Genomic DNA, 24,602 nt, shown 5'->3' with positions numbered 1-24,602 from the left:
GAAAAAAGAGACCACAAACTCCGCTATAGATTTCGCCTCTATAGCGCGTTGTGGTCTCTCCAAATCTCCTACCGAATTATTAACTTGTCACCATTATAACACTGTTTATGATTATTTGAAAGCTTTTGTTGCTTCAATTGCTTTTTTCCATCCAGCATATAGCTCTTCGCTTGTTTTCGCTTCCATCGTTGGTTCAAAGCGTTTGTCCATATGCCACTGTTCTTTAATTTCATCTTGGTTTTTCCAATATCCAACCGCAAGACCAGCTAAGTATGCTGCACCTAGAGCCGTTGTTTCGTTGATTACTGGACGCTCTACAGGAACATCTAAAATATCACTTTGGAACTTCATTAAGAAGTTATTTTTAACCGCTCCGCCATCAACGCGTAATGTTTTCAGCTCAATACCTGAATCTGCTTCCATTGCGCATAATACATCTTTCGTTTGGTAAGCTAAAGATTCTAGCGTTGCACGAATGAAATGCTCTTTCGTCGTACCGCGCGTTACACCAAACATAGCGCCGCGTACTTCACTATCCCAATAAGGTGTTCCTAGTCCAACGAATGCTGGTACAACGTATACACCGTCAGTTGATTCAACGCGAGAGGCATATACTTCACTCTCACTTGCATCTTTAAACATGCGCATTCCGTCGCGTAACCACTGAATTGCAGAACCTGCTACGAAAATACTTCCTTCTAATGCGTAGTTTACTTTACCATCTATTCCCCATGCAATTGTTGTTAATAGACCGTGCTCAGACGCTACTGCTTTTTCACCAGTGTTCATTAACATAAAGCAACCAGTTCCGTAAGTGTTTTTCGCCATACCCTCACCGAAACAAGCTTGTCCAAATAATGCTGCTTGTTGGTCACCAGCTACACCTGCAATCGGTACATTTTGGCCGAAGAAGTGGTAATCAATTGTTTCTCCGTAAATTTCAGATGATGGGCGTACTTCTGGAAGCATGCTCTTTGGTACTGTTAACATTTCTAGAAGCTCATCATCCCACTGTAAGTCGTGAATGTTAAACATTAACGTACGTGATGCGTTTGAGTAATCTGTTACGTGTGCTTTACCACCAGATAGTTTCCATACAAGCCACGAATCAATTGTTCCGAATAATAGATCGCCGTTTTCTGCTTTTTCTCTTGCACCTTCAACGTTATCTAAAATCCATTTTACTTTCGTTCCAGAGAAGTATGCATCAATTAAAAGACCTGTTTTTTCGCGAACCATTTCGCTATAACCTTTTTCTTTTAACTCATCACAAATTTCAGCTGTTTGGCGAGATTGCCATACGATTGCGTTGTAAATTGGTTTACTAGTCGTTTTATCCCAGACAACCGTTGTTTCACGTTGGTTCGTAATACCGATACCTGCGATTTGTTCTGGTTTTACATCTGCTTCGCTTAAGCAAGTTGCGATAACTGCTAAAATAGATCCCCAAATTTCTTGTGCATTATGCTCTACCCAGCCCGGCTTTGGAAAATGTTGTGTAAACTCTTTTTGAGCTGAATGAACAATTTCACCTTTTTTATTGAAAAGAATTGCGCGTGAGCTTGTTGTTCCTTGGTCTAATGAAAGAATATATTTTTTCATATCGGTTTCCCCCTTATGCTACTTTTCTACTATTTGTATTGCTTCCGCTTTTTTTACTTGTCATATAAGAGATTGCTAGTACAATCACAGTTGCGATAATCACATAAATAAGTGCTGAATTTTGTTTTCCTTCAAATACAACTTGATGGAATAAACCTGCAAGTGATCCACCTAAAATTGGACCAACTACTGGAATCCATGCATACTTCCAGTTTGAACCGCCTTTTCCTGCAATCGGAAGGAAGAAGTGTGCGATACGCGGACCTAAATCACGCGCTGGGTTAATTGCGTATCCTGTTGTCCCACCTAATGATAAACCAATACTTACAATTAAGAAACCTACGATAAATGGATTTAATCCATCTGCAAATTTATTTGCACCAATTGCTAATATACCAAATACTAAAACGAATGTTCCAATCATTTCACTTAAAAGGTTTGCAAATGTGTTCGGAATTGCTGGACCTGTTGCAAATACACCTAACTTTGTTCCTGGATCTTCTGTTTCTTTCCAGTGTGGTAAGTAATGTAAATATACGATAACTGCCCCGATAATTGCCCCAATCATTTGTGCTACGATATAACCTGGTACGTCACTCCATGGGAACGCTCCCTTAAATGCTAATCCTATCGTTAAAGCTGGATTCAAATGTGCCCCACTAATTGATCCAACCGCATACGCTGCAACCGCTACTGCTAAGCCCCAGCCCATTGTAATAACAATCCAACCTGAATCTTTCGCAAACGATTTCTTTAAACTTACACCAGCACAAACGCCGCCACCAAGTACGATTAACAACGCAGTCCCTATTAACTCTCCTAAAAATGCTGACATAGTATCCCTCCACAATCAATTTAAACGCTTTCAAATGTGATAGAGGTAAAATGAATGGCCATTCGTTTTTGTCAAAAGAAAAAGACCCACAGCTTGCACGCTTCTATATAAATTTATATAGAAACAATGAAATGTGGATCTCTACTTTTCTCCGTCACGTTTATTAACTTGTCTATAATGTTAACCGTAAATGAAAGCGGTGTCAACGAAAAATTCACATTTTCGTCACTTTTTTTGGTAATGTTTCCATAGTTCACGTTTTGATGTCGTAATTGCTGTCGCACCAGCGTTTAATGCTCTTTCCACATCTTCTACAGTACGAATAAAACCACCTGCTAAAATCGGTACACCAGTACGCTCTTTCACTTCAGCGATAACATCCGTTAATGCTCCAGGAAGTACCTCAATATAATCCGGTTTCGTCTTATCTAAAAGATTGCAGCTCTTCTCCATCGCACTCGAATCGATTAAAAAGATGCGTTGTATTGCCACAACACCTTTTTGCTTCGCCTTCATAATAACGCTCGCCTTTGTTGAAAGTAACCCGTACGGTCTAAACTCCTGACATAAATATTCCGTCGCATGCCCATCACTCTGCAAACCATGAATTAAATCCACATGTAAAAATACCTTTTTACAATATTGCTTCGCAAGTGATATAACACTCTTCAATTGACCGACATGAATATCTAAAATAACGATATATTCATACGAACTATGTAATAGCTTTTCCAAATCTTTAATTTGCCTCACTGCCGGCAAAATCTTCTGTTCATGAAATTCCATTCTAAATGTCCCCTTCTTTATGTCATCCTATCCTTTATAGTACACAATTTAAGTGAAAAGAACAGCCAGTGTTGGGGATTTCTTTCAAATCTTTCCTCTATTTATATATTTTCTTCAACTTATCGGAACCTATACCACCTATAATCATGAATACAAGGGGCAAAAGATTCATTACATATGGCGCATCTGCTACAATTGTAATACTTGCTCCTGCAAACTTATTTAGCATCCATACAACGATTTTGATAAGAAACAAAAATACTCCAAGCGTGAATAGACTATCGAAAAACACCTTCCATTTTGGATATGCTAATTGTTTACTATCTTCAATTACTTTTTGCGTCAACTCTTCGTCACTCCTTAACAATTCATCAATCGTAATACTGAATAAATCACTTAAATGAATAATAATTTCAATGCTCGGATAGTTCTTTCCCGTCTCCCATTTCGAAACCGACTGCCTACTTACATAAATTTTTTCAGCCAAATCATTTTGCGACCAATTTCTTTTTTCCCTTTCTTCTTTTAAACGCTCACTAAAAATCATACTGTGTTTATCACCTCTCTATGCCCATTATGTTCAAATAAATGATGAAGAGTAAAGCTAGTTATCGTTGCATTTCCTGCGCAACTTATGCGTTACAGCTTATAATGGCGCTATTTTATATGTATCTTCCCTATACTATGCTCCAATAATAATTTCCCGAACAATAATACAAGGGACGGATACTAATAAAGTGAAACTTTAATCAGCCCTCACTAATCGGGCTTTTACGGACAGCCCGCGCCCCACCTAACTTCTTTGATTCCGCTGAATTTTGAGGTGGGTCTTACTGCCCGGCAAATAGCGGGATAAAGACTAGATTAGGCATAAAAAATACGCCATCCCTTCTTGTCAGTCTCCAGAAAGAATAACGCAAATTTTCATTTTACTCATCATTTTTCGGACTATATGAAAACCCCGGATATTTCACAACAGGCCACTTCTCCTTACGCAGAGAATCCATTACTTGCGGGCCAACATGTATATTACTCTCCACTATTTCTTTAGGAGTCAGTGCCATCCATTGATTTAACGATACATCTTCAAAACGATTGCTTCTGAACATCTCTAAAAACCATAATGTTTCGGTACCTGTATTTTGAATATAATGCCCCGTCGCAAACGGTACATATCCGACATCGCCAGCTCTATAATCAAATGTACGAGCGGTACCATTTCCAAGAAACACAGTCATTCTCGCTTCCCCTGTCAAATAATATTGCCATTCATCATTATTCGGGTGCCAATGAAGTTCTCTCATTCCACCAGGCTCAACCTCAACGAGCGCTGCTGCGATTGTTTTTGAAATAGGAAAATTCGTAGAGTCAACAATTCGAACGCTCCCACCAGGAGTCTTAATCGGTTTTTGTTTTAAAAGTTCGTACTTGAACGTTAAAGGAACTTCTCCTTTCGGCGACTGAACTTCCTGACTCTCAAGCGAACCTGGTACCTCTCCCTGATAAATATACACTTGCTCTGAAGGAATGGAATGAAAAGCACTTTCCGGCACTCCGAAGTTAGCCGATAGCACTTCTTTCGGCGTATGTGCAAACCAATCAGAAATAGCTAAAGTAGATAAATCTGAAAAATGCCCATCATCGAAAACGAGTAGAAATTCACAATGTTCCAATCCTTGAATGGAATGCGGAATACCAGGAGGAAAATACCAAAGATCACCTGGTCCAACATCAGCAATAAAATTCCGTCCATTTTGATCAACAGCCGTTATGCGTGCCCGTCCTAAAAGCATATACGCCCATTCTGCTTCTTTATGCCAATGTAGTTCTCGTACTCCACCGGCCATTAAACTCATATTTACTCCGGCAATCGTCGTCGAAACCGGTAGTTCCCGAGCAGTAATCTCCCGAGACCACCCGCCTTGTTTCAAAATCATAGAAGTGTCCGAGAATGAAAACTTCAAGTTAGGAACTAACCCTGCATCCGTTATAGGCGGAACAAGCATATTCGGATTTTGAATATCCCTCATAACATTACGAGGTCCAGAATCAATCGCACCTGCTCCATCGCTACGGATTGGTTGCGGCACATTCCCTCCCGCTTCATTAACAGTACGTTTCTTCATGATTACACTCCTTTTTCATCCGGTTATGAAGTAAAAATCCTCCATCATAGTGTATGAATTGGGCTTTAGATGGTTACAGTTACTATGGAGTTACATTATCTTCCTATCATTATCGTTTTGTTCATTTCTCAACTTATACTAGTATGGACAGCGTCTGGAAAGATAATGAAGAAATTAAATTAAAACTAATAAAAAACCCTGTAAAATTTATTACAGAGTTTTTCACCAATTATTTATTGTTTTACATATCGAATACGAACATTATCGTCCATTTGATAAATTTGTAATGTGTTTCCATAACTAATTCCTAACTCTTCACTTGCACCAACTGCACTTACAAATACCCCTTTAAATACTTTATTTTTAGTTGGTTTTACTACCAATACTCTTCGCTGCTTCTTCAAACAGTTTTGAACCTTCTTGTGCTTTACTTAATGATTGATGCATTTTACTCTCGTCTTCTTGGTCCAATGCATCAAAAAGAAGTTGAAAACAATCCGCATACAGTTCCATCGATTGCTTTATCTTCGCCTGTTCTCCCTGTAACTCAGGGGGCGCTTGTAAATTCTTCAGTTTCTTCGTTGTTGCCTTTGCTCCACCTAAACTTAGTTGTACTTCACTTTTCTTTTGTTTGTATGATTTTACGTCTGAATCTGCTATTCCTTCAATTAATTTCATTGTATCTTCAATTTGAGTAGCACTATTTATGATATCTGCCTTGTACCTTTCAACATCTGAACCAGTTACCTTACCAGGTGAAGAAGTTGAATTATTTGAAGAAGAACTTGGTTGACTACTTGATGAACTACTGTTTGTACCTTCACCTTTCGCTACAGATAAGCTATCTTCTTTCTTGCTATCAGTTGACTTACTCTCTTTTTCAGAAGCCTTATTCTCTTTCTCTACCTGTTGTGTTTCTTCTTTCTTTGGTTCATCAGCTTTCTTACCATCCGTTTCAATTGTAATACAACCGCTCAATAACATAACTGGTAATGCTAAACTTACTAATTTCTTTGCTTTCATGATTACTACTACCCCTTTAGTTGTAAAATTTAGTGTGAAAAAGTTAATATACTTAATTAATAAATTTTCCCCGAGTAATTTATTAAAATCTACTACCCATAGATTTCCTGTATATTCATAATCTTTCCATATATAACATTTTACAAAGAATTACATATTTGGTCAAAGGGATTTATGTAGTCCTTAAAAGGAAATTTTAATGACAAAGAAAAGAAGCTAACAATAAATTGCTAACTTCTCCGCTTAAGGAAAAATAGTATCTTTCCTTATCTTCTAATATCTAGGTTGTGATTGAATATTTGTAAGATGAACATCATACATATCAATGATTTCAAGAAATCTATCAGCTTCACGGAAAACATGGTCTGCCAATAATGGATGAATGATACTCTTTATTTTACATTGCTCAATTAAATCACGTGCTGTTTTCTTAAAATCCCGAAGAGATGCAACCGACACACGATTTTGATCTAAAAATTGATCTAAAAGAGGGGCTGTTTGGGATTGTGGTTTCATAGATTCTAAGTCAATTGCTTGATACATCAATTCATCAAAATCATTGCTAAAATTTCGTGCTGTATCTACAAGCTTTCTTTCCGACGGATCAAGAAGATGGCCAATAAATTTAGCATGGTCTGCCATAATCCGTAAAAAGAAAACATTTTCTTTAATAATAGCATCAGGAAGGGCATCTAATTTACCTTCATTTAATTGTATTAAACGTTTTCTAAAATAATCAGCTTCCCTACTTGTATGGTCAACTAAAAGTGGAAAGTTATTTTGTCCTGGCAATTTACATGTGAGAATTAATCCTAAAATTTTTCGTTTAAATCCCCAAATATTAGTTGCGGCTTGTTGTACTTCTGCATTAAATCTTTTTATTTGCTCAGGATCTGTTTCATTTGTATAGGAATGCGCTATTTGTTCAATATGTTCAAACAATCGATAAAATTGATTCGCCTCTTCGATTAATTGAGTATCCTCGCACCTAAATCCCAAGCGAAGAAAAAAAGAATGCTCTTTCATGATTCTAGACCAAAAACGAATTTCATTTAATGAACGCTCAACAAACATTACAGACGTAACGCCTGTATCAGGATGTAATGAAGTTTCATCCCTATGCATTGTTAATCCCCCCCAGTAAAATCCCCGCTAGTTCCATTCTTATGAGGAAAAATATATATAAATACCATCAATAAAAGTTTATGATGACTCTCTTATACATGTAAAATTAAACTAATATAACCTTAGCTTGATGAACATATACTGCTCCCCCAGAAGAAAAAAAGCTACCACCTAGTTGTAAAATTCTACTAGGTGGTAGCCTTTCAAAATTTCTATTAAAGCAATACAGAATCCTTATCACTATCCTGATTACGTTTCTCGCGCTCTTCTTCTAAGCGCTTCATATATACTTCGCCTTCTTTTTCGATAAACTCATTATCCATATCTTGCTCTTTTTTCGAAGTATATAAAACCATGTAGCCACTTAGTACAATCCCGACAATTACAAGATACACCCACCATGGTAAAGTTTCCAAATCACTTCATTCCTTTCCTTAGACAAGCCTTATTAGTTTCACTCTATGAGGAAAGAAGTGGATTTATGCTTAAAATTTTTATTGTGGATGCTTCGCGAAAAATGCTTGTACATATTCCATAAACTCAATTGGTTCTTGACGAAACGGTGCGTGGTATCCTTTTTCAATAATATGAAACGTACTATTCGCAAATAGCCCATGATACAGTTCACCATTTTTCCAAGAAACACTCTTATCATGTCGTCCCCATATAATTAAAGTCGGTACCTTAATTTTATCAGCTTCCATCGCAATGCGGCGCTCTCTCATTTTCGTAAGCTGATCATAATGCTCTTTATCATCACGACTATTTTTCACTTCATTTTTATTATACTTCGTAATCTCAGTTACAGTTTGTAAGTCCGTCGATAGCGGTGGTACTTCATAACTTTCTTTTTGCTGGAAAGACTCTATCCCTGTAGCATCCGCCAAGATGAGATGCGTCACTGCGTCTGGATATAAATACGCTAAATTGAGGGACATCTCTCCGCCCATTGAATGGCCGAGCACCGCAAACTGATCGTATCCGAGCTTCTTCATTAACTTATAATATAAATTCACTTGCGCAGGAAACGAATACTGAAAATCAACTGGCTTAGAAGAACGCCCAAACCCTAAAATATCAACCGCAATAATCGTATGGTCTCGCGCTAGTTCCGGATAAATATCACTAAACCCATCAGAAGAACCACCAAACCCATGCAGCATAAGTAAAGGAGGTTTCCCCTCACCAATTTGTTTAAAATAAATCGTCTGCCCATCAATTTGCGCCATACTCTCTTTCGTATTCAGCTTCATCATAACAGTATCTTTCACTTCTCCAACCTTCGCAATCGGCTTATCAACGAAGTTACAAACAATTAACAAAACGAGCACAATACCGCTAATCATATAAAACTTAAACCGTTTCAAAGTTCCCGTCTCCTTTCTCTTGTTGCTATTTAAAAGTTTTTACATTTTTTGGTTATTTTATGTTCTCTTTTTAATTGTAACTAATACAGTTACAATTAAACTAAAAAAATATAACTCATTTCTATTACTAATGGTTATCCTGTAACTATTATAGTTACATATTTAAAGTAAGTCAATTCTTTTCTCTACATGGCCTAATAACAAAGAAAAGGACCTCGTTGTGAGATCCCTTTCTTTGTTATTATTTAATTTAAAAATGATCAGCGTGTGAGTCTTGCTTGCTAATACCGCCACCGCCTTTATTATCTGCTGGTGCTCCGCCCGTGTCGCCAATGTTAACGTAGTCTGGTCTTGCTGGTGCTCCTCCTGTGTCACCAATATTAACGTAGTCTGGTCTTGCTGGTGCCCCTCCTGTGTCACCAATATTTACAGCTTGATTTGTAAAAGAACTATTGAACCCAATTGATAATACCCCTACTAATGCAGTCCCAACAATAGCCAAACGAAATTTCTTCATTATTTTAACGCTCCCTTTTCCAATATATTTTTTTGAGCCTTATTATTCATATAAAAATATTTACTTGCCTTAACATGATCATCAAATTCATAAAATTTCAGTGCTAAAATTTCAGTGTATTCTTGAATACAATCCCATAATCTTTCTCTCTCAAAATAAGAAAGTCCTTCTAAAATTACATCTTCAATAATTGATACTGAAGATTTTCCATTGAGTTCTTTCAAAATTTTAAACCGATGTTGAAATTCTTTTTCTCCTAAATCAACACAAATATTTAAACCTTTTTCAACGATTGGATTCGCTAAATTATATTGTCCTAATTTGTAATGTTCACGCGCTTCTACAAATAAGGCTTTAAAGTGTTCTGGGTAGTTTTTGGTCACCTCAGATATATGACGAATTGCTAATTCTGAAAGATTTTGACTAGCATAAAGCCAAGCTAAATTATGCCGAACCATTAGCATATATTTTTTTTGATCTGCTTTTTGCAATACTTCCATAGCAGAATTAAAGTTTTCTTCCGCTAATTCATAGTGATCTATGTCTACACAACATAGTCCAAAAGCATTTTCACATAATCCTACTTTTATTTCATAACCTGGATATTGTAAAAATGCTGCTTTTGCCCTATTCAAGTAATCTATTGCATGAACTTGGTCATATTTTTGATAATAGAAATTCCCCATCCGATAATTAAACTCCGCATGTTCTATCGGATCTGCAATATATTTCAATAACTTCTCAGCTTGCTCATACTGTTCTTTCGCTTCGTTATAATTTGAAATTAATGTGCAATGAAACCCTTTAAAAAAGTGATAGTAATAAGCTAGAACACCTTCTGCCGGGATTTCAAAAGATTCCACTTTATCAAAACTATCTTCTCTAACCCCAATCCAATCCACTAATGCATCATATCTAAAATTCAACAACGCATGATAAAGCAATACATCCTGATCCACGTCCAAACCACTAATCTTACTTTCAATCTCCTCTTTCATTTCCGTAGCTTTCTCTATATTTTGCTGCAACATTACACGATACCAATCATCTAAAGAATGTTTCATTTGCTCCCTTGTTACTACATCTGCTCCCATACACTCGCATCCCCTTTTCTCCAAAATTACAAAATTAGGATTTTTATACAATTATCAAAATTGTATATTACCACTCCTTTTCTATGCATTGAAAAATAATTATCAGAAAATTTAATATTTTAATTAATTATACCAAAGTTTTCCTTTTTAATAACTTGAGAAACAATTGTCAGAAAACTTACTAGAATAAATAAAAAAGCAAGCAGTTCCAGCACTCCGCTAAAACTACTTGCTCTATTTTTACTCTTTAATAAATTCCTTCGTGCTTCTTACTGTATCAATTGGACGAACTAATTTTTCGATTTCTTCACGTTTTGGCTCTAGGAATGGAGGTAAAGATAATTTTTCGCCAAGTGTTTCGTATGGCTCATCTCCCATAAATCCTGGGCCATCTGTTGCAAATTCAAATAAAATTTGTGGTGCAACTCTTGTATATAATGATTCAAAGAAATGACGGTCTACGTAACCAGATGAAGGAAGACCAACACTACTGATTCTCTCGATCCATTCTTCTAATACAGCGCGATTTTCTACGCGGAATGCAGCATGGTGCACTGTACCAAAACCTTGTCGTGCTTCTGGAAGAATCGTATTATGTTCTACGATGACAGAGGCACCGTTTCCGCCTTTGTTCACTTCAAATAAATAGAATTCTCCTTCTTGCGCAACCTCTTTAAATAATAAAACTTTTTCTAACACTTCTTTGAAGAAACTAAAGTTTGCGATACGAATGAATACAGGTCCTAAACCAGTAATTGCATATTCTAATGGAACTGGTCCGTTTTGCCATGGTGTACCTGATTCGATCCCTTTATCAAGTTCATCTGAGATTAATTGATAGTGTTGGTCATCAAAGTCAACGAAAGAAAGAGTTTTCTTACCAAATTGCTCTTTAATTCCTGTATGTTCTACTTCAAGACGGTCAAAACGTTTCACCCAATATGCTAACGCTGCATCAGTTGGCACTCGGAATGAAGTTTTTGAAATTTCATTCGTACCGTGTACTCCTTTTGGAATACCTGGGAAGTCAAAGAATGTCATATCTGTTCCTGCACTACCTTTATCATCTGCAAAGAATAAATGATACGTTTGAATATCATCTTGGTTTACTGTTTTTTTAACTAAACGCATTCCTAAAATGTGAGTGAAAAACTCATAGTTCTTTTCTGCACTACTTGTAATCGCTGTAACGTGGTGAATTCCTTTTAATTGGTTCATTTTATATTCCTCCAATGGGTTTCATTTATATGTTAAAGTTGTATATTTTCTTCTATTACTTCTCTTCAAGCGGTGCTAAATTCGCTTCAATTTCTGCTCGCTGATCTTCTAAGAACGGTGGTAAATCAAGTTTTTCTCCTAAATGTTCTACATCTCCATCAACTGTAAACCCTGGTCCATCTGTCGCAATTTCAAATAGGATTCCGTTTGATTCACGGAAATATAAGCTTTTAAAGTAGAAACGGTCGATGATTCCTGAAGAATGGAAGCCTCTTTGTTTCACTTGTTCTTCCCAATAGGCAAGCTCTGCATCGTTTTTCACGCGAATTGCTAAATGGTGAATGCTGCCTCGGCCCGGTTTTTCAGTAGGACCATCTAAATATTTCACAACGATTTCTCCAAAAGCCTCTCCTTTAATGGACTGGAAAATTGCTTCCTCTTCGCTGCGGCTAACCTCTGTATAACCAAACATTTCTGTAAGTGTACTCGCCATTTTATCAAGTCTACGAACGGTCATTTCTACAGAACCCATTCCTTGAATTTGATGCTCTGCAGGAACTTCTGATTTCTCCCAAGTTTCCCAGTGCTCTACTTTTTCTCCGTTTGAAACGAGTAGTACTAAGCGAAGACCTTCAGCATCCTCAAATTGTAAAGCAGGACGATTTGCATATGTTGTCATTTCACTATGTTTCACATCAAATTTCTCAAATCGTTCTTTCCAGTAATGTAAGCTTTCCTCTGAAGGAACGAGTAATCCAATTCGAGTAATCGCATTCGTACCGCGATATGTTCTTCCTACTAATGGAATTTCAAAAAATGATAATTCCGTACCTGGACTTCCTGTTTTATCTCCATAAAATAAGTGGTACATTGACGGATCATCTTGGTTTACTGTCATTTTCACACGACGTAAGCCAAGCACGTTTTTATAAAAGTGATTATTTTCATTTGCATTTTTCGTAACCATTGAAATGTGATGATGCCCTTTAATTTCATACATTGGTTATTCCTCCGTTTCGTTTTACTAGTCAAGTGACAACTAAAAAAATAACATTTCCCACAACTAATATGGTTTTTAGCTTTTCAATTTATTCTTAATTATATTTTTGTAAATTCATCTTAGTTTTTACTGTATAAGTTACTTTGTTTTAATCAAAAACAACTGAGTGTATGTTTTCATATGACTCAATCGCTTTCGTTACTATCACTTTACACCTCAAGTGATTAAAAAGTAAGAGATTTATCTCAAATTCGAGATATTTTTTGTATCATATTATTTACTTCCTATAAAAATAGCCTCACTAAGCTTTTAAAACTTAATGAGGCCACTTTATTCACACTATTAATTATGGAACGACGGTTTATAGAACGAACGATTATCAAGAGCAAAGACACGTTCTGTATATTCGCCTGGTTTTGTGCGTCCTAATGCGCGGTCCATCATGTTCATTTTTGCATCTAAGTTATCGATGTAATGCAGAATTTCTGCTTCTTTTACTAATGGTGGTTTTGGACTACCCCATTCTGCTTTTCCGTGGTGAGAAAGGACGATGTGTTGAAGAATTAATACTTCTTCTGCATCGATTTGCAATTCGTCTGCCGCTTTACCAATTTCGTTCACCATAATAGAAATGTGGCCTAGTAAATTTCCTTCTAACGTATACGTTGTAGAAATTGGGCCAGATAGTTCGATTACTTTACCAAGGTCATGTAAAATAACGCCTGCATATAGTAAGTCTTTATCTAACGATGGGTATAGATTTGAGATAGCTTTCGCTAAATCAAGCATTGATACGACGTGATAAGCTAGTCCAGATACGAACTCGTGATGGTTCTTTGTCGCTGCTGGATAGTCTAAAAATTCGTTTTGATGCTTATTTAATAAATGTCTTGTTAGACGTTGAATGTTCGGGTTTCTCATTTCAAATATGTATTGCGTAATTTTCTCAACCATATCTTCTTTTTTCACTGGTGCTTTTTCTACGAAGTCTGAGATGTCTGTTACTTCATTTTCATTAGCAACACGGATTTGTTTCACACGTAATTGAATACGTCCTTTGTAGTTTAAAATATCTCCAGCTACTTTCACGATTGTTTCCGCTACATATTGTTTCTCAACTTCTGGTGATACGTCCCACAATTTTGCTTCAATATCTCCACTTGGATCTTGTAAGATTACTGTTAAAAATGGCTTTCCATTGCTTGCGATACCTTTTGTCGCTGTTTTAATTAACAAGAAAATATCGACTTGTTCACCAACTTCATACTCTGCAATTTTCTTTTTCATTCGAATTCCTCCACCAAATCAGTTACTTTTAGTATAGCACACTACAACTCATTTTCTTTACGCATATGTGTTAATTTTATAATCTGTTTTTCTGTAAAATAGGCGAGTAAATGCGCATGACATGTAAAGAATATGACTTGTCTATCCTTTGCAATTTCCTTTATAAGTTCAATCGTTCGATTCGTCCTTACCGCGTCAAAGTGCACGAAACTATCATCAATAATAAATGGATAATCATGCTCAAATGTTTTTGCTAGTGCAAATCTCAGCGATAAATATAACTGCTCCGCTGTCGCTTGGCTTAGTTCATGACTGTAAAAACGCATACCATCGTTACGCTCTACAATAAACGGCTCTGACTCTGACGGTGAAAAAATTTTACTATATCGTCCGCCTGTTAAATAGACGAAATACTCTTCTGACTTTTGTAAAATACGAGGAAGATGTACTTCATGATAATATTGCTTCGTTTTCGTTAACACCGTTTTTGCGGCCGCATAAGCAGCCCACTTCTTCACTTGTTCACGCACTTGCGCTTTTTTCATTTCCCATTCATGCATTAAATCGCCGTACGTACTACCTTCTTCTAAATTCGCAATTTCCATACGATGTTTCGCAATACGCTCTGTCAGTTCTTTCTCTTGCGCCAGACAGTTTTGCACGACTGTCAGTTCTTGCTTTAATTTTCCGTCATAACCGTCAGCTTCGTAATGTTCAGCTAATGATAAACTCATTAAACGCTGTTCTAACAGATCAATTTGCGGTAATAAACGCCCCACTTGTTTCTCTGCATCTTCACGTTTTTCCGCTAGTTTACCCGCTTCTAAAAACATCTCTTCATCTGTAGACGCTGCAATATGCCATAAACCATCTCGTTCTATTAGTAATTGCTTTAATTGTTCTTGCATAAACTCATATTCTTCTTGCCATTCCGCCAGTTTTTCTTTTAACTGCTTACAAGTTTGGCGCTTCTCTTTCTCATTTTGCATACGGCTTTGTGCCTCGTGTAGCTTACTATACTCCGCACTACCGATAACAGTTTCTAGTTTATGTTCAAATTGCGAAATCATTTCATATAATGAAGATTTTCGCGTGCCTTGTTTCTCTAATTCACGATATAATTGCTGCATTTTTTCAATACGCTCAAACGCCGGCAATATGTGTGCATACGTATAAAATTCAGGAAACATATAGCGCGTTTTATATGCATCGACTTGTTCTCCCGCCTGGAACGTTTCTCTCTCCCATTCCTCATACGATGAAACGACTTTATCATACGCTCGTTCCAACTGCTGTAACTTATAAGACTCGCGCTCAAATAATTTACGTATCTCTTCATCTTTTTCTAACTGATAGCGAACAGACATCGCTTCTTCACTTTGTCTCCCGCCGGCACTTTGCTGAAGTGTAAGGAGCTCTTCTTGTAATCCATTTGATGGATCTTTATATAAAACAAGGGCGAGAACAATCCCTACAAAAACAATGACACTAATAAATAAGAGCGCTCGGTTATCTATAAATAAGCTTGTGAATAAAACGCCTGTGTTAATAAGAAGTAACAGAAGACAAACCCTTTGCCACTGCTTTTTCTTTTGCTTAGCTACTCCTGCTTTTTCCTCATACTTGCGCTTCATTCTCTCTGCGCCCATACCGATAAACGCCGCATCTTGGAACGATTTCTCTTTCTCAACTAACACATTTCTCTCTTCATCCACTAACATTTGTTTCTTAATCTGTCTTATATTTTCTTCTTGTTCTTCTAATTGCTCTTGCGCTACTTTAAAACGATCATCGAGCTGTGCTTTTTGCGTTTCTAATTCGCGCGCCTTTTGCACCGTTTGCGTAATTAACTCTTTCGTTGCCAAACTCATATCAAATGAAAGAACTGTTTCCTTTTCAAAAGTAGTACCAATTTGCTGTTCTAGTTCTGCGATTTCTTCTTTTATATTCGTAATATTCCCGCTCATATCACGCATTTCTTGGCGTGCATTTTCGTAAGACATATGCTGCATACGAAGTTCTTCTACATAACTTTCTTTTTGTAAAAACTCTTCATCTATTTGAATCGAGGCAATTTCCGACTGCACTGTCTCAATTTTCTTGTGGAGCGAATCAACTTGTAATTGAAGCGGCTCCATCTTCGCCTTCATTGCTTCATAACGCGCCATTCCGTTTACAGGAAACTGCCCGCTCTCGTTCTCTAACACTTTCTCATGCGCACGTTTTTCAATAACGAGTGGCTCAAGCGCTGCTAATATTTCATAATCTTGCTTTCTTTTTTCTGCACTCTCTTTCTCCACGCGAACAGAAGCAAGCTTCTCTTCACTTTCTTTTAACTGCTCTACTTGTTTTTCATACGTGCCAATTTTTCCTTGCCACTCTTTCATCTTCTCTTCAAGTTTCTTCATCTCTTGCAGTGACACGTTAATTTCTGGTTTACGCCCGCTCGGCTTAAAGCGCTGATCCATTTCTTTTTCTAGCTTTTTATCTAACTGCAATAGCGCATCACTTCCGACTGCACTTGCCGAAAATAAATAATTGCCAATATCCGCTTCGCCTAGCCGATGAATATTTTGAAGACCATGCATATCAAATGAAAAGACAGATTCAAATAAACTTTCATTCATCCCGCTTAATATATCGTTTAAAATTTCTTCTCCGCCCGTTTTCCCGTCTTCAAAATAAACGGTCACCTCGCCAGCTGCCGTCTTTGGCAATCGCTCAATTTTCAAACGACCGTACTGCTCTGTTTGCACAGTCATCGCGCCGCCATACTTCCCGCCTTCTTTCGGCTCATAACGGCGCTGTCCTCTCGTCGGAAAACCGAACAAAATACTTTTCATAAATGAGCGAATTGTCGATTTCCCCGCTTCATTTTCACCGTATAACACCGTCAGCAATGAAAGATCCATTTCCACATTTTCTAATTTTCCGTACCCATAAATATGGAGTTTTTCAATTCTCATTTTTTATCCCTCTCTTGCTGGAATAATTGCTCTAAAATAATATTTTCTGCTTCCTTTTGAATCTCTTTCTTCTCTTCTTCTGTAAAAGATTCAATACTATTACGCGCTACAGGAGATGTCCAAATAGTGCGCAATACGCCGTCCATATTGCTGAAAGCTTCTAACTCCTTTAGCACACTACCTACGAAATGATTTTCCGCTTTCAAACGTTCGATTTCCGCAAAAGAAACTGTCTCATTTTTCCACTTCATCGCATATACAAAATCTTTTCGCTCTTCGCTAGATGCTAAAATGTGAAAAATCTCTTCCACACGCTTTTCGTCACGCAAATAAGGAGAAAGTGGGCCCTGCCCTGTGAATACGACAGTTAAAAGCGTCCCTTCCTCTTCTCTTCTGCATTCATTCATCGCAGCAGATAGGCTCGTCATAAGTTCATCAACAGTTTCAAGTCCATCAATACAAACTTCAATCTCATCCCATACAACATCTGCCGTATGGAAAAATGAACACTGCGTTCCTTGTTTCGTAAGTTCAATAAGGTACGCACCCTTCTCGCCTGTTTCCTTACGATGACGACCTTGTATGTTCCCTGGATAAATAATGTATGGCTCTTCTGATAAAATTTCACGTTTATGTATATGGCCAAGAGCCCAATAGTCAAACTGTTTTTCTTTCAACTCACGAATTTGAAACGGTGCATAGCGATTATGCTCTGCATCTCCTTCCACACTTCCGTGAAGCATGCCAATATGAAAAGGCGCATCACTCATTTTCGTATACTGCGCTGTCATATTATCCGTTACCGCTTGCTGCAAATAACTAAACCCATAAATAGAAGCTAATAGCTCACCATTTTTATAAAATGATTTCTCTTCTACATAAGGCTCAGTAAATACATGAACATTTTCCGGAAACTCAATTGCTGCCCAGCTTCCTCCTAAATGATCATGGTTACCGTGAATAATAAAAACAGGGATATCGTACTGCGAAAGTCTCTTCATTTGCTCACGCACAAACACTTGCGCCCTCAAACTTCTCGTCTCCGCATCATACAAATCCCCAGCTAGTAATACGAAATCAACGCGCTCTTGAATTGCTTTATCAACAATACGCTCAAATGATTCAAACGTACTTTGCTTCATTCTCTCCCAAACAGACTGCGCAACATTCATCTCCATCCCTTTAAACGGACTATCCAAATGCAAATCAGCCGCATGTATAAACTTTACTTGTTTCACAAATAACGATCCTTTCTATCTTTCAAAAGTTTCATTTTATTAAAATTAAAATTGCTGAAAACTAATACTCATCGAGAATAAAAATATTCTCGATGAGTAAAGTTTCATTCTATTTTACCACGCAATGTCATATATTTCTTTGCATATTGTAGCGTTTTATGTCAAAATAATTATAAGATTCTGATTTTAATTATTGGAGGGAATTTTCATGGGAGTATACGTTCTAACAGTCTTTGAAAAAGATGGTTCAAAAGCATTAGACGAATCATTCGAGGCGGCAACTGAAAAAGAAGCAAAAGCAAAAGGTGAATCTATCTTACAAGAAAAAGGATTGTATGAAAAAACACATCGCTGTACATCTACTGCAGGTAAGCTCGTTTTATTCCAGCGCTAAAAAAAAGAAGCGTCATCCGCTTCTTTTTCACTCTACTATATCTTCGTCACACCACGTAAACACCACATCTAGAATGCGATTACCGATACGTACGCGTTTATTCCATTTTCCTGTTTGGATCTGATGTTGCAATTCAGCTTTCATCTTTTCCGTCCAGTCGTGAATCGTTTCACTACCGTCGTACGGATATACGCTCGGAAACTCTTTCTGCAGTAGATGCAAGCTCTCTGCATCAAAATGAAAATGGAAGAAGTAGTTTGCTGTAAGCGATGGTTCTTGCAATCGTAAAAAATGATCATCAATTTGCTTTCTATTTCTATAGAAAGTAAAGATATTCACTTTACCGCTAGTAATTTGGTCAATTTGAATTTCGTGCTTCTCTATAATCACGTCTTGTCCACCTCGTTGTATACTATCTTTAGTATATATGTCTTTTGCAACAAAGTTAACCATTTTCGCGCGAAATTCATTTCCTTCATTATAATTCCTGTACCTCCATATGCAATCAGGATAAATAAAAACAAAGTTGAAGGGGAGCGATCACATGTATTTCGGAAGCAAAGGTTGGTATGTAAAAGAACTTAAAAAATTAGGTATCCGTACTTATGAAGGTAAAAAACTAGAATCTTATCGTACGCATGTGTTGTCTAGTTTACTTGAGAGAATGAAGAGAGCTTCGGCTTAATAGAATAGCAAGAAGTAAACCTGAATATTGGTAAATGATAAAAAACACCTCCTAAATTCGCATACTAAGTATGCAAATTAAATGGAGGTGTTTTTATTAGTCTCACTTTTTCAGGGGCGCTTCAGTTTTCATAAAATATTTTTTGTTTCCGCTGAAACGGATACGTTTTAATCTCAGCTGTATCTAAATCTTCATTGAATAAATGAATGGCTATAATTTGTCTACAATCGTAAGTATGGTAATAATATGTTCCAGACTCCATACACATTGCACTTGTATAGATCGTATTATCTAATATACCGTCTTCTGTTATTACTGCCCCCTTAGGAACCTCACAATTCGATAAAATATGAAAAATAGCCGATATACCCTCTTCTTCGTTCTCTATACCTTGAATGTTTTGTTTGCCATACGCTGCCCGTACAAATCTTGATGGCGGTGTGAAATCTCCAGGAAGTCCCATCGATCCTGAACCTTGGCCAAAAGCACTTAATGGTACATCGCCCCACTCCGTTGGCGCAAATGGCTGCGATTTAAGACCAATATATTGTCTTAAATTTTGTAAATGCCAACTAAACTCCGGACTATTAGTCATCACTCCTATTGGATTGTCATACACTTTTATTCCATCAGCTGTCGGCTCAAGTACAATACATTCTCCCGATTTATCTGCTAAAATCCAATGTAGCGGTGGAGTAACCCCTAAAATTGGTAATGGCACATCTATAAAGGCAATGCTATCAATAGATTTTCTTAATTCTTCAACAGAATTGAACTGCGTGAGGCTCCAAGTCACAAAATCAAATGGTGCTACATTCGTTTTATTGCTATCTATATGATTACTATAAGTAGCGAATCCTGGGAAATAGAGAGTTGCACATGTCATACCAGCTTCATTTACTCCATCTGCCATCATGACCCTTCCTCCAAAATTAATTCCCATTCCGACAACAGCCTTTTTCGTTCGGATTGTTTCACCAGTTATATTGTTCCACTGATAACGCCGAGGAATGATTATTACTTCCTGATTCATATCTAATGTGAAATCCATTGTTCTCGCAAAAAGATGTTGGAAATTTTTAGTTTGTAACGTCAAACTAGTACACATGAAGAAATCTCCCCCATTTCATAGTTATATACACATTTTATAAAATTCTGATAAATACGTAAATTAAAATCTATTTTACTTACCATTGTACAAACCCTATTTATCATTAACAAAATAACCAACCAAACCAAAAATGCTATAATAAACTCAATCAAACTAAGGGGGAACATCTATCTTGCGTGGAAAACACATTCAATTTCATAAGTTTGGCAATCCAAAAGACGTATTACAAGTTGAATATAAAAATATAGAACCACTGAAAGATAATGAAGTTTTCGTCCGTATGCTAGTTAGACCGATTAATCCATCTGACTTAATTCCAATAACCGGAGCGTACGCACATAGAATCACTTTACCTAACATACCTGGTTATGAAGGTGTTGGTATTGTAGAAGATGTAGGAGCTTTTGTTTCTAGAGAGCTTATCGGTAAACGTGTGTTACCGTTACGTGGGGAAGGTACTTGGCAAGAATATGTGAAAACATCAGCTGACTTTGTAGTTCCTATTCCTGATTCCATCGATGATTTCACAGCGGCACAAATGTATATTAATCCTCTTACGGCGTGGGTTACATGTACAGAAACGCTAAACTTACAACGTAATGATGTTTTATTAGTGAATGCTTGTGGATCCGCAATTGGTCATCTTTTTGCGCAGTTATCACAAATTTTAAATTTCCAACTCATTGCCGTGACAAGAAATAGTAAACATACAGAGGAATTACTTCAGCTTGGCGCTCATCATGTAATTGATACTTCGACTGCCCCGCTTTATGAAACAGTTATGACATTAACAAACGGCAGAGGTGCAGACGCTGCGATTGATTCTATTGGGGGACCGGATGGAAATGAATTAGCTTTCTCCTTACGTCCAAACGGGCACTTTTTAACGATCGGTCTTCTATCAGGTGTACAAGTAAACTGGGCAGAGATTGTCACGAAAGCAAAAGTGCGCGCGAACATATTTCATTTACGACATTGGAATAAAGAAGTGTCACCATATAAATGGCAAGAGACGTTTCGTCATTTAATTCACTTAGTAGAAAATAAGCAATTACGTTTTATGAAAGTACATTCTACATATGACTTAGCGGATGTGAAAACGGCGGTTGATGTTGTGCAATCTGCGGAGAAAACGAAAGGGAAAGTATTTTTGACGAGTTATTAAATTGAGTACATTCAACTATCAATCCATTTAGTAGCATAGAATTTTAAGTAGCTTATGTAATTTAATTAAAAAAGCGAAAGGAGATTCTAACATGTGGTTACTCACGGCAATTGCGCCTGTTTTAATAGTCGGGGGAATTGTAGTCTATGTAATCGGAAGGCTTAAACATAAATATGACAACGGCACATTAGGTAAGAAAAAATCAAAAGAGGCTCAACTGTTATTAGACAGTTTAATACCTATAGGAATGCTTGTTGGCTGTATGATCGGTTTGATTTTCGGTATATTTTTCCCGAACTTCGCCCTGCTTTCAGTTAGTTTAGGAGCTGGAATAGGCTATTTATTTGGATATTTCGCCTATGAATTTTACAGCAAGACAGGAAACAATTTTTCCTAATCCAAAAGGAATAAGCGGGACAGTACATAGTAATCATATGAAATATGTAACTGTCCTTTATTTTTGCATCAATGTTATCACCTTACCTTTCGCCTACTATACACCTCTTTTATTGATTTTTCTCTCCTCCCCTTTTTGCATATCCGCTTTTTTATTTTCATTGGATCTATATCCAAAGTAAAGTAGCGCACATGTAATAATAGAACCTACAATGTATCCTAAAAAACATCCTAACCAAAACATAGTGTAACCGCCTCCATTCATAATAAATTTTATGTAATATAACTCTTTACATACTCCATCGTTTATTTCTATTAACTATACACTTTCTAAAATTATTCATACCACTAATTCTCTTCGTACCTCAAATAGCAGTTTTATTATTTGTCATAAAATTAACACCTTCTTTAAATACAAAAACTTCCATTCACTTGCTTTTTCTTAAGAAATAATATACTACATTTGAAATAAGCGAGCTAGTACATCGGCCCTTCTCTATTTTAACTTTAGTCATGAACAAAAGAAAAATAAAAAACCCCCTCAAAGCATAAACTTCAAGGGGTGAGCCTGTTTTTTATTTACTTATATACGTACAGCTGTACCACTTACAGCAACCATTAACATTCCATCACGAACTACTTCGTAATCTACGTCAACACCAACGATAGCGTTCGCACCTTTTTGTTTTGCAAGTTCTTTCATTTCGTCCATTGCGATATCACGAGCTTCTTTTAGCTTACTTTCATAAGAACCAGCACGACCACCGACAACATCACGAACAGAAGCGAATAAATCGCGGACAATATTTGCACCCATAATAGCTTCACCATTTACAATATCGATATACTCAATAATTTCTTTACCTTGAATTCCAGACGTTGTTGTTACAATCATGACTGACACTCTCCTAATAAGTTGTAGTTTTAATTAGCTTTCTTATGTCTTTATTATGACATGGAACAAACAACTAATCTATTGAATTACCTTACAGGAATGTGACAGTTTTGTAAGAATGAAACGCGCATTATGTTTCATTTTAATAAAGCGCTTTAAAATTAGGATACATAAACGACTCTTTATTTTCTTTCCAATCCTTTTCTACTTCTTTAAAAGTTGGTCGCCCTAATTCTTTGTTATTTTCATGTTTACGAAACCACTTCTTCACATACTGGTCTCCATTTTTATTTTGAACTGTACAAAGGAAACTATTACTGCTATCCTTTAATATTTTTACAATCACGAAAAGACACCTCTTCCCTTTTAAATAGCATGATAGAACTTGATCTTTTACTATAAGCCCTTCCTCTCTTATAGTCATACGACTCCTCGGCCGCGCCAAATTTGTAAGATCAAAAAACGATATTTACTTTGTTTACATTTTATTTAAAGAAATCAGAGTTATAAGCATGATGCTTATCAAAGATTTTATAGATTTCTAACTTATTATCTAATTTTGCATCTACTAAAATTAATATATTTCCATCGTAAATATATTCTTCATACTTTTTAGCATGTTCTTCTGGAATTCCTAATCCTATAAATGCTCCTATTAAACTTCCAGCTCCTCCGCCAATACCAGCTCCTCCAATAGCTGCTGCGATCGGTCCCGCTGCTACGATTGGACCCATTCCAGAAACGGCAAGTATACCAAGACCTGTTAATAAACCACCGAGTCCGCCTGCTACTCCTCCAGCTACAAGCCCTGTCGCTGAAAAGATATCTGCTTTATGTGCAGTTTCGCTATTCACTTTTTCACCCGATTTTTCTTCCAGATGTTCAATTTCCTTTTGATCTTTCGCAATAGCTGAAATGTTATCTGCTGAGTATCCTTTTTCATTTAATTCCTTAATAACGAGTGCCGCATCATCAATTGTTCTAAAAACACCTACTATTTTTCTATCTACATTCATAACTATTAACCTCCTAAAGTTTTATATAATGTATCTTTATTTTTCTTCATTTCTGTATACACTAATCTTCTTATTAACATAACCATTTACGAAAAAAGCGAATAGTAAAAGCACTACAAGTGAACTACTTAACAAGTAAATTAAATCAAATGTAATATTAATCATCATTTCATTCATGTATACCAGGCTCCTTTTTATTTAAAGTAAAAGTATATTTTGATAGACTAATCTACTAAACATAGACATCTTACAATTCATCTTCAGTTAATCTCTTTGTAGTATATGTATACCCTTCCTAACCTTTTCTAAACGTAAAAAACTATAATTATATTTTTTCTTATTTATATGTTTAACATTTTTTTAAACGGGTATGTTTATATTGTTATGCTTACTATATGGAAAGGAATATTACGATGAACGCCATTCACTCTACTACTATTTCTTATAATGAAACACCTACAATAACTCAGATTCATCATTTTTATGCTTTAATGACAACATTTCAAGCTAATTTATTTATAAGTAAACATGGAACAATGACATCAATCAAAAATTTAAGCACTCTAGTATCCTTTTTCCTTACTGTAAAAAAGAGAGATCTTGTATTATTTATTTTTGAAGGAATAGATGCAAAAAGAGCTTTAAGAACACTCTTCCCTTCTTAGAATGTTTGTTATCCTCTATTCCCTCGTTTACTACCTTTCATATATGTTTTTATATTTCAAAATGATTTCCTCTATTAAAAAAGAACCCCCT

The 24,602-nt window shown here is 36.5% G+C and carries 29 protein-coding genes; 5 read left to right on the top strand and 24 right to left on the bottom strand.

The window, feature by feature from the left end; all coding sequences use genetic code 11:
* Window positions 1-111 precede the first annotated feature (111 nt).
* The 17 genes from glpK to MR136_RS20690 all read right to left on the bottom strand — a co-directional run bounded on the left by glpK (window position 112) and on the right by MR136_RS20690 (window position 18,184).
* Window positions 112-1,602, bottom strand: coding sequence for a glycerol kinase GlpK (glpK, locus tag MR136_RS20770; protein ID WP_000760011.1), 1,491 nt, complete (start codon window positions 1,600-1,602; stop codon window positions 112-114).
* 13 nt (window positions 1,603-1,615) lie between these two features.
* Window positions 1,616-2,437: a glycerol uptake facilitator protein GlpF gene (gene glpF, locus MR136_RS20765; RefSeq protein WP_001272200.1), complete on the bottom strand. Its 822-nt coding sequence runs from the start codon at window positions 2,435-2,437 to the stop codon at window positions 1,616-1,618.
* 225 nt (window positions 2,438-2,662) lie between these two features.
* Window positions 2,663-3,223: a glycerol uptake operon antiterminator GlpP gene (glpP, locus tag MR136_RS20760; protein WP_000394285.1), complete on the bottom strand. Its 561-nt coding sequence runs from the start codon at window positions 3,221-3,223 to the stop codon at window positions 2,663-2,665.
* Between the two features lie 97 nt (window positions 3,224-3,320).
* Complete coding sequence (locus MR136_RS20755; RefSeq protein WP_017673404.1) at window positions 3,321-3,770, bottom strand: helix-turn-helix domain-containing protein; 450 nt, start codon at window positions 3,768-3,770, stop codon at window positions 3,321-3,323.
* Window positions 3,771-4,152: 382 nt separating this feature from the next.
* Entirely contained in the window at window positions 4,153-5,349 is a 1,197-nt protein-coding gene (locus tag MR136_RS20750; RefSeq protein WP_016124234.1) for an oxalate decarboxylase family bicupin, read from the bottom strand.
* 233 nt (window positions 5,350-5,582) lie between these two features.
* Entirely contained in the window at window positions 5,583-5,732 is a 150-nt protein-coding gene (locus MR136_RS20745) for a hypothetical protein (protein WP_000260576.1), read from the bottom strand.
* Window positions 5,713-6,372: a DUF7018 domain-containing (lipo)protein gene (locus tag MR136_RS20740; RefSeq protein ID WP_000644828.1), complete on the bottom strand. Its 660-nt coding sequence runs from the start codon at window positions 6,370-6,372 to the stop codon at window positions 5,713-5,715. Before MR136_RS20740 ends, MR136_RS20745 begins: the two co-directional genes overlap by 20 nt.
* Before the next feature lie 273 nt (window positions 6,373-6,645).
* Complete coding sequence (locus MR136_RS20735; RefSeq protein ID WP_000554479.1) at window positions 6,646-7,497, bottom strand: DUF2935 domain-containing protein; 852 nt, start codon at window positions 7,495-7,497, stop codon at window positions 6,646-6,648.
* A 215-nt stretch (window positions 7,498-7,712) separates the two neighbouring features.
* The gene (locus tag MR136_RS20730; protein WP_000449223.1) at window positions 7,713-7,913 is read right to left on the bottom strand and encodes a sporulation YhaL family protein; all 201 of its coding nucleotides are present in this window, start codon (window positions 7,911-7,913) and stop codon (window positions 7,713-7,715) included.
* 78 nt (window positions 7,914-7,991) lie between these two features.
* Entirely contained in the window at window positions 7,992-8,864 is an 873-nt protein-coding gene (locus MR136_RS20725) for an alpha/beta fold hydrolase (RefSeq protein WP_070179910.1), read from the bottom strand.
* A gap of 250 nt (window positions 8,865-9,114) precedes the next feature.
* A complete protein-coding gene (locus MR136_RS20720; protein WP_016124231.1) occupies window positions 9,115-9,381 on the bottom strand; it encodes a Phr family secreted Rap phosphatase inhibitor in 267 nt (88 codons plus the stop codon).
* Window positions 9,381-10,475, bottom strand: coding sequence for a response regulator aspartate phosphatase (locus MR136_RS20715; RefSeq protein ID WP_086385436.1), 1,095 nt, complete (start codon window positions 10,473-10,475; stop codon window positions 9,381-9,383). Before MR136_RS20715 ends, MR136_RS20720 begins: the two co-directional genes overlap by 1 nt.
* Before the next feature lie 240 nt (window positions 10,476-10,715).
* On the bottom strand, window positions 10,716-11,693 hold the full coding sequence (locus tag MR136_RS20710) for a ring-cleaving dioxygenase (protein WP_017673400.1): 978 nt from the start codon (window positions 11,691-11,693) through the stop codon (window positions 10,716-10,718).
* A gap of 55 nt (window positions 11,694-11,748) precedes the next feature.
* Window positions 11,749-12,693, bottom strand: coding sequence for a ring-cleaving dioxygenase (locus MR136_RS20705; RefSeq protein WP_017673399.1), 945 nt, complete (start codon window positions 12,691-12,693; stop codon window positions 11,749-11,751).
* A 342-nt stretch (window positions 12,694-13,035) separates the two neighbouring features.
* Window positions 13,036-13,980: a 3'-5' exoribonuclease YhaM gene (gene yhaM, locus MR136_RS20700; RefSeq protein ID WP_000726638.1), complete on the bottom strand. Its 945-nt coding sequence runs from the start codon at window positions 13,978-13,980 to the stop codon at window positions 13,036-13,038.
* 41 nt (window positions 13,981-14,021) lie between these two features.
* Window positions 14,022-16,946, bottom strand: a complete 2,925-nt coding sequence (locus MR136_RS20695; RefSeq protein ID WP_017673398.1) for an ATP-binding protein — start codon at window positions 16,944-16,946, stop codon at window positions 14,022-14,024.
* A complete protein-coding gene (locus tag MR136_RS20690) occupies window positions 16,943-18,184 on the bottom strand; it encodes a metallophosphoesterase family protein (protein WP_017673397.1) in 1,242 nt (413 codons plus the stop codon). Before MR136_RS20690 ends, MR136_RS20695 begins: the two co-directional genes overlap by 4 nt.
* A 208-nt stretch (window positions 18,185-18,392) precedes the next feature.
* On the opposite strand from MR136_RS20690, the gene MR136_RS20685 reads away from it, so the two are divergent.
* On the top strand, window positions 18,393-18,578 hold the full coding sequence (locus MR136_RS20685; RefSeq protein WP_000539552.1) for a YhzD family protein: 186 nt from the start codon (window positions 18,393-18,395) through the stop codon (window positions 18,576-18,578).
* 27 nt (window positions 18,579-18,605) lie between these two features.
* On the opposite strand, the gene MR136_RS20680 is transcribed toward MR136_RS20685, so the two are convergent.
* Window positions 18,606-18,968, bottom strand: a complete 363-nt coding sequence (locus MR136_RS20680) for a hypothetical protein (protein WP_000582785.1) — start codon at window positions 18,966-18,968, stop codon at window positions 18,606-18,608.
* A 154-nt stretch (window positions 18,969-19,122) separates the two neighbouring features.
* Between MR136_RS20680 and MR136_RS20675 the strand changes: the two genes are divergently transcribed.
* On the top strand, window positions 19,123-19,263 hold the full coding sequence (locus MR136_RS20675; protein WP_000273537.1) for a YflJ family protein: 141 nt from the start codon (window positions 19,123-19,125) through the stop codon (window positions 19,261-19,263).
* Between the two features lie 121 nt (window positions 19,264-19,384).
* Here the strand turns inward: MR136_RS20675 and bsh are convergent, their stop codons facing one another.
* Window positions 19,385-20,371 (bottom strand): choloylglycine hydrolase, encoded by a 987-nt coding sequence (gene bsh, locus MR136_RS20670; protein WP_017673396.1) that lies wholly within the window; start codon window positions 20,369-20,371, stop codon window positions 19,385-19,387.
* A gap of 175 nt (window positions 20,372-20,546) precedes the next feature.
* On the opposite strand from bsh, the gene MR136_RS20665 reads away from it, so the two are divergent.
* Complete coding sequence (locus MR136_RS20665) at window positions 20,547-21,539, top strand: zinc-dependent alcohol dehydrogenase family protein (RefSeq protein ID WP_017673395.1); 993 nt, start codon at window positions 20,547-20,549, stop codon at window positions 21,537-21,539.
* A gap of 91 nt (window positions 21,540-21,630) precedes the next feature.
* Window positions 21,631-21,936 (top strand): hypothetical protein, encoded by a 306-nt coding sequence (locus MR136_RS20660; RefSeq protein ID WP_000266566.1) that lies wholly within the window; start codon window positions 21,631-21,633, stop codon window positions 21,934-21,936.
* A 96-nt stretch (window positions 21,937-22,032) separates the two neighbouring features.
* Here MR136_RS20660 and MR136_RS20655 read toward each other — a convergent pair whose 3' ends face one another.
* The 5 genes from MR136_RS20655 to MR136_RS20635 form a co-directional block, all read right to left on the bottom strand.
* A complete protein-coding gene (locus MR136_RS20655; protein ID WP_000498628.1) occupies window positions 22,033-22,179 on the bottom strand; it encodes a hypothetical protein in 147 nt (48 codons plus the stop codon).
* A 339-nt stretch (window positions 22,180-22,518) separates the two neighbouring features.
* Window positions 22,519-22,830: a YbjQ family protein gene (locus tag MR136_RS20650; protein WP_000637511.1), complete on the bottom strand. Its 312-nt coding sequence runs from the start codon at window positions 22,828-22,830 to the stop codon at window positions 22,519-22,521.
* Between the two features lie 142 nt (window positions 22,831-22,972).
* Window positions 22,973-23,176 (bottom strand): DUF4028 family protein, encoded by a 204-nt coding sequence (locus tag MR136_RS20645; RefSeq protein WP_031312203.1) that lies wholly within the window; start codon window positions 23,174-23,176, stop codon window positions 22,973-22,975.
* A 139-nt stretch (window positions 23,177-23,315) separates the two neighbouring features.
* A complete protein-coding gene (locus tag MR136_RS20640) occupies window positions 23,316-23,846 on the bottom strand; it encodes a general stress protein (protein ID WP_242259576.1) in 531 nt (176 codons plus the stop codon).
* Between the two features lie 36 nt (window positions 23,847-23,882).
* Entirely contained in the window at window positions 23,883-24,023 is a 141-nt protein-coding gene (locus tag MR136_RS20635; protein WP_001004571.1) for a hypothetical protein, read from the bottom strand.
* A 236-nt stretch (window positions 24,024-24,259) separates the two neighbouring features.
* On the opposite strand from MR136_RS20635, the gene MR136_RS20630 reads away from it, so the two are divergent.
* Window positions 24,260-24,511 (top strand): hypothetical protein, encoded by a 252-nt coding sequence (locus MR136_RS20630; RefSeq protein WP_000991352.1) that lies wholly within the window; start codon window positions 24,260-24,262, stop codon window positions 24,509-24,511.
* The last annotated feature ends 91 nt before the right edge of the window (window positions 24,512-24,602 follow it).

Source organism: Bacillus cereus group sp. BfR-BA-01311, from assembly GCF_022664295.1.
Lineage (GTDB): Bacteria > Bacillota > Bacilli > Bacillales > Bacillaceae_G > Bacillus_A > Bacillus_A cereus.
This window is presented reverse-complemented; position numbering and strand designations above follow the sequence as displayed.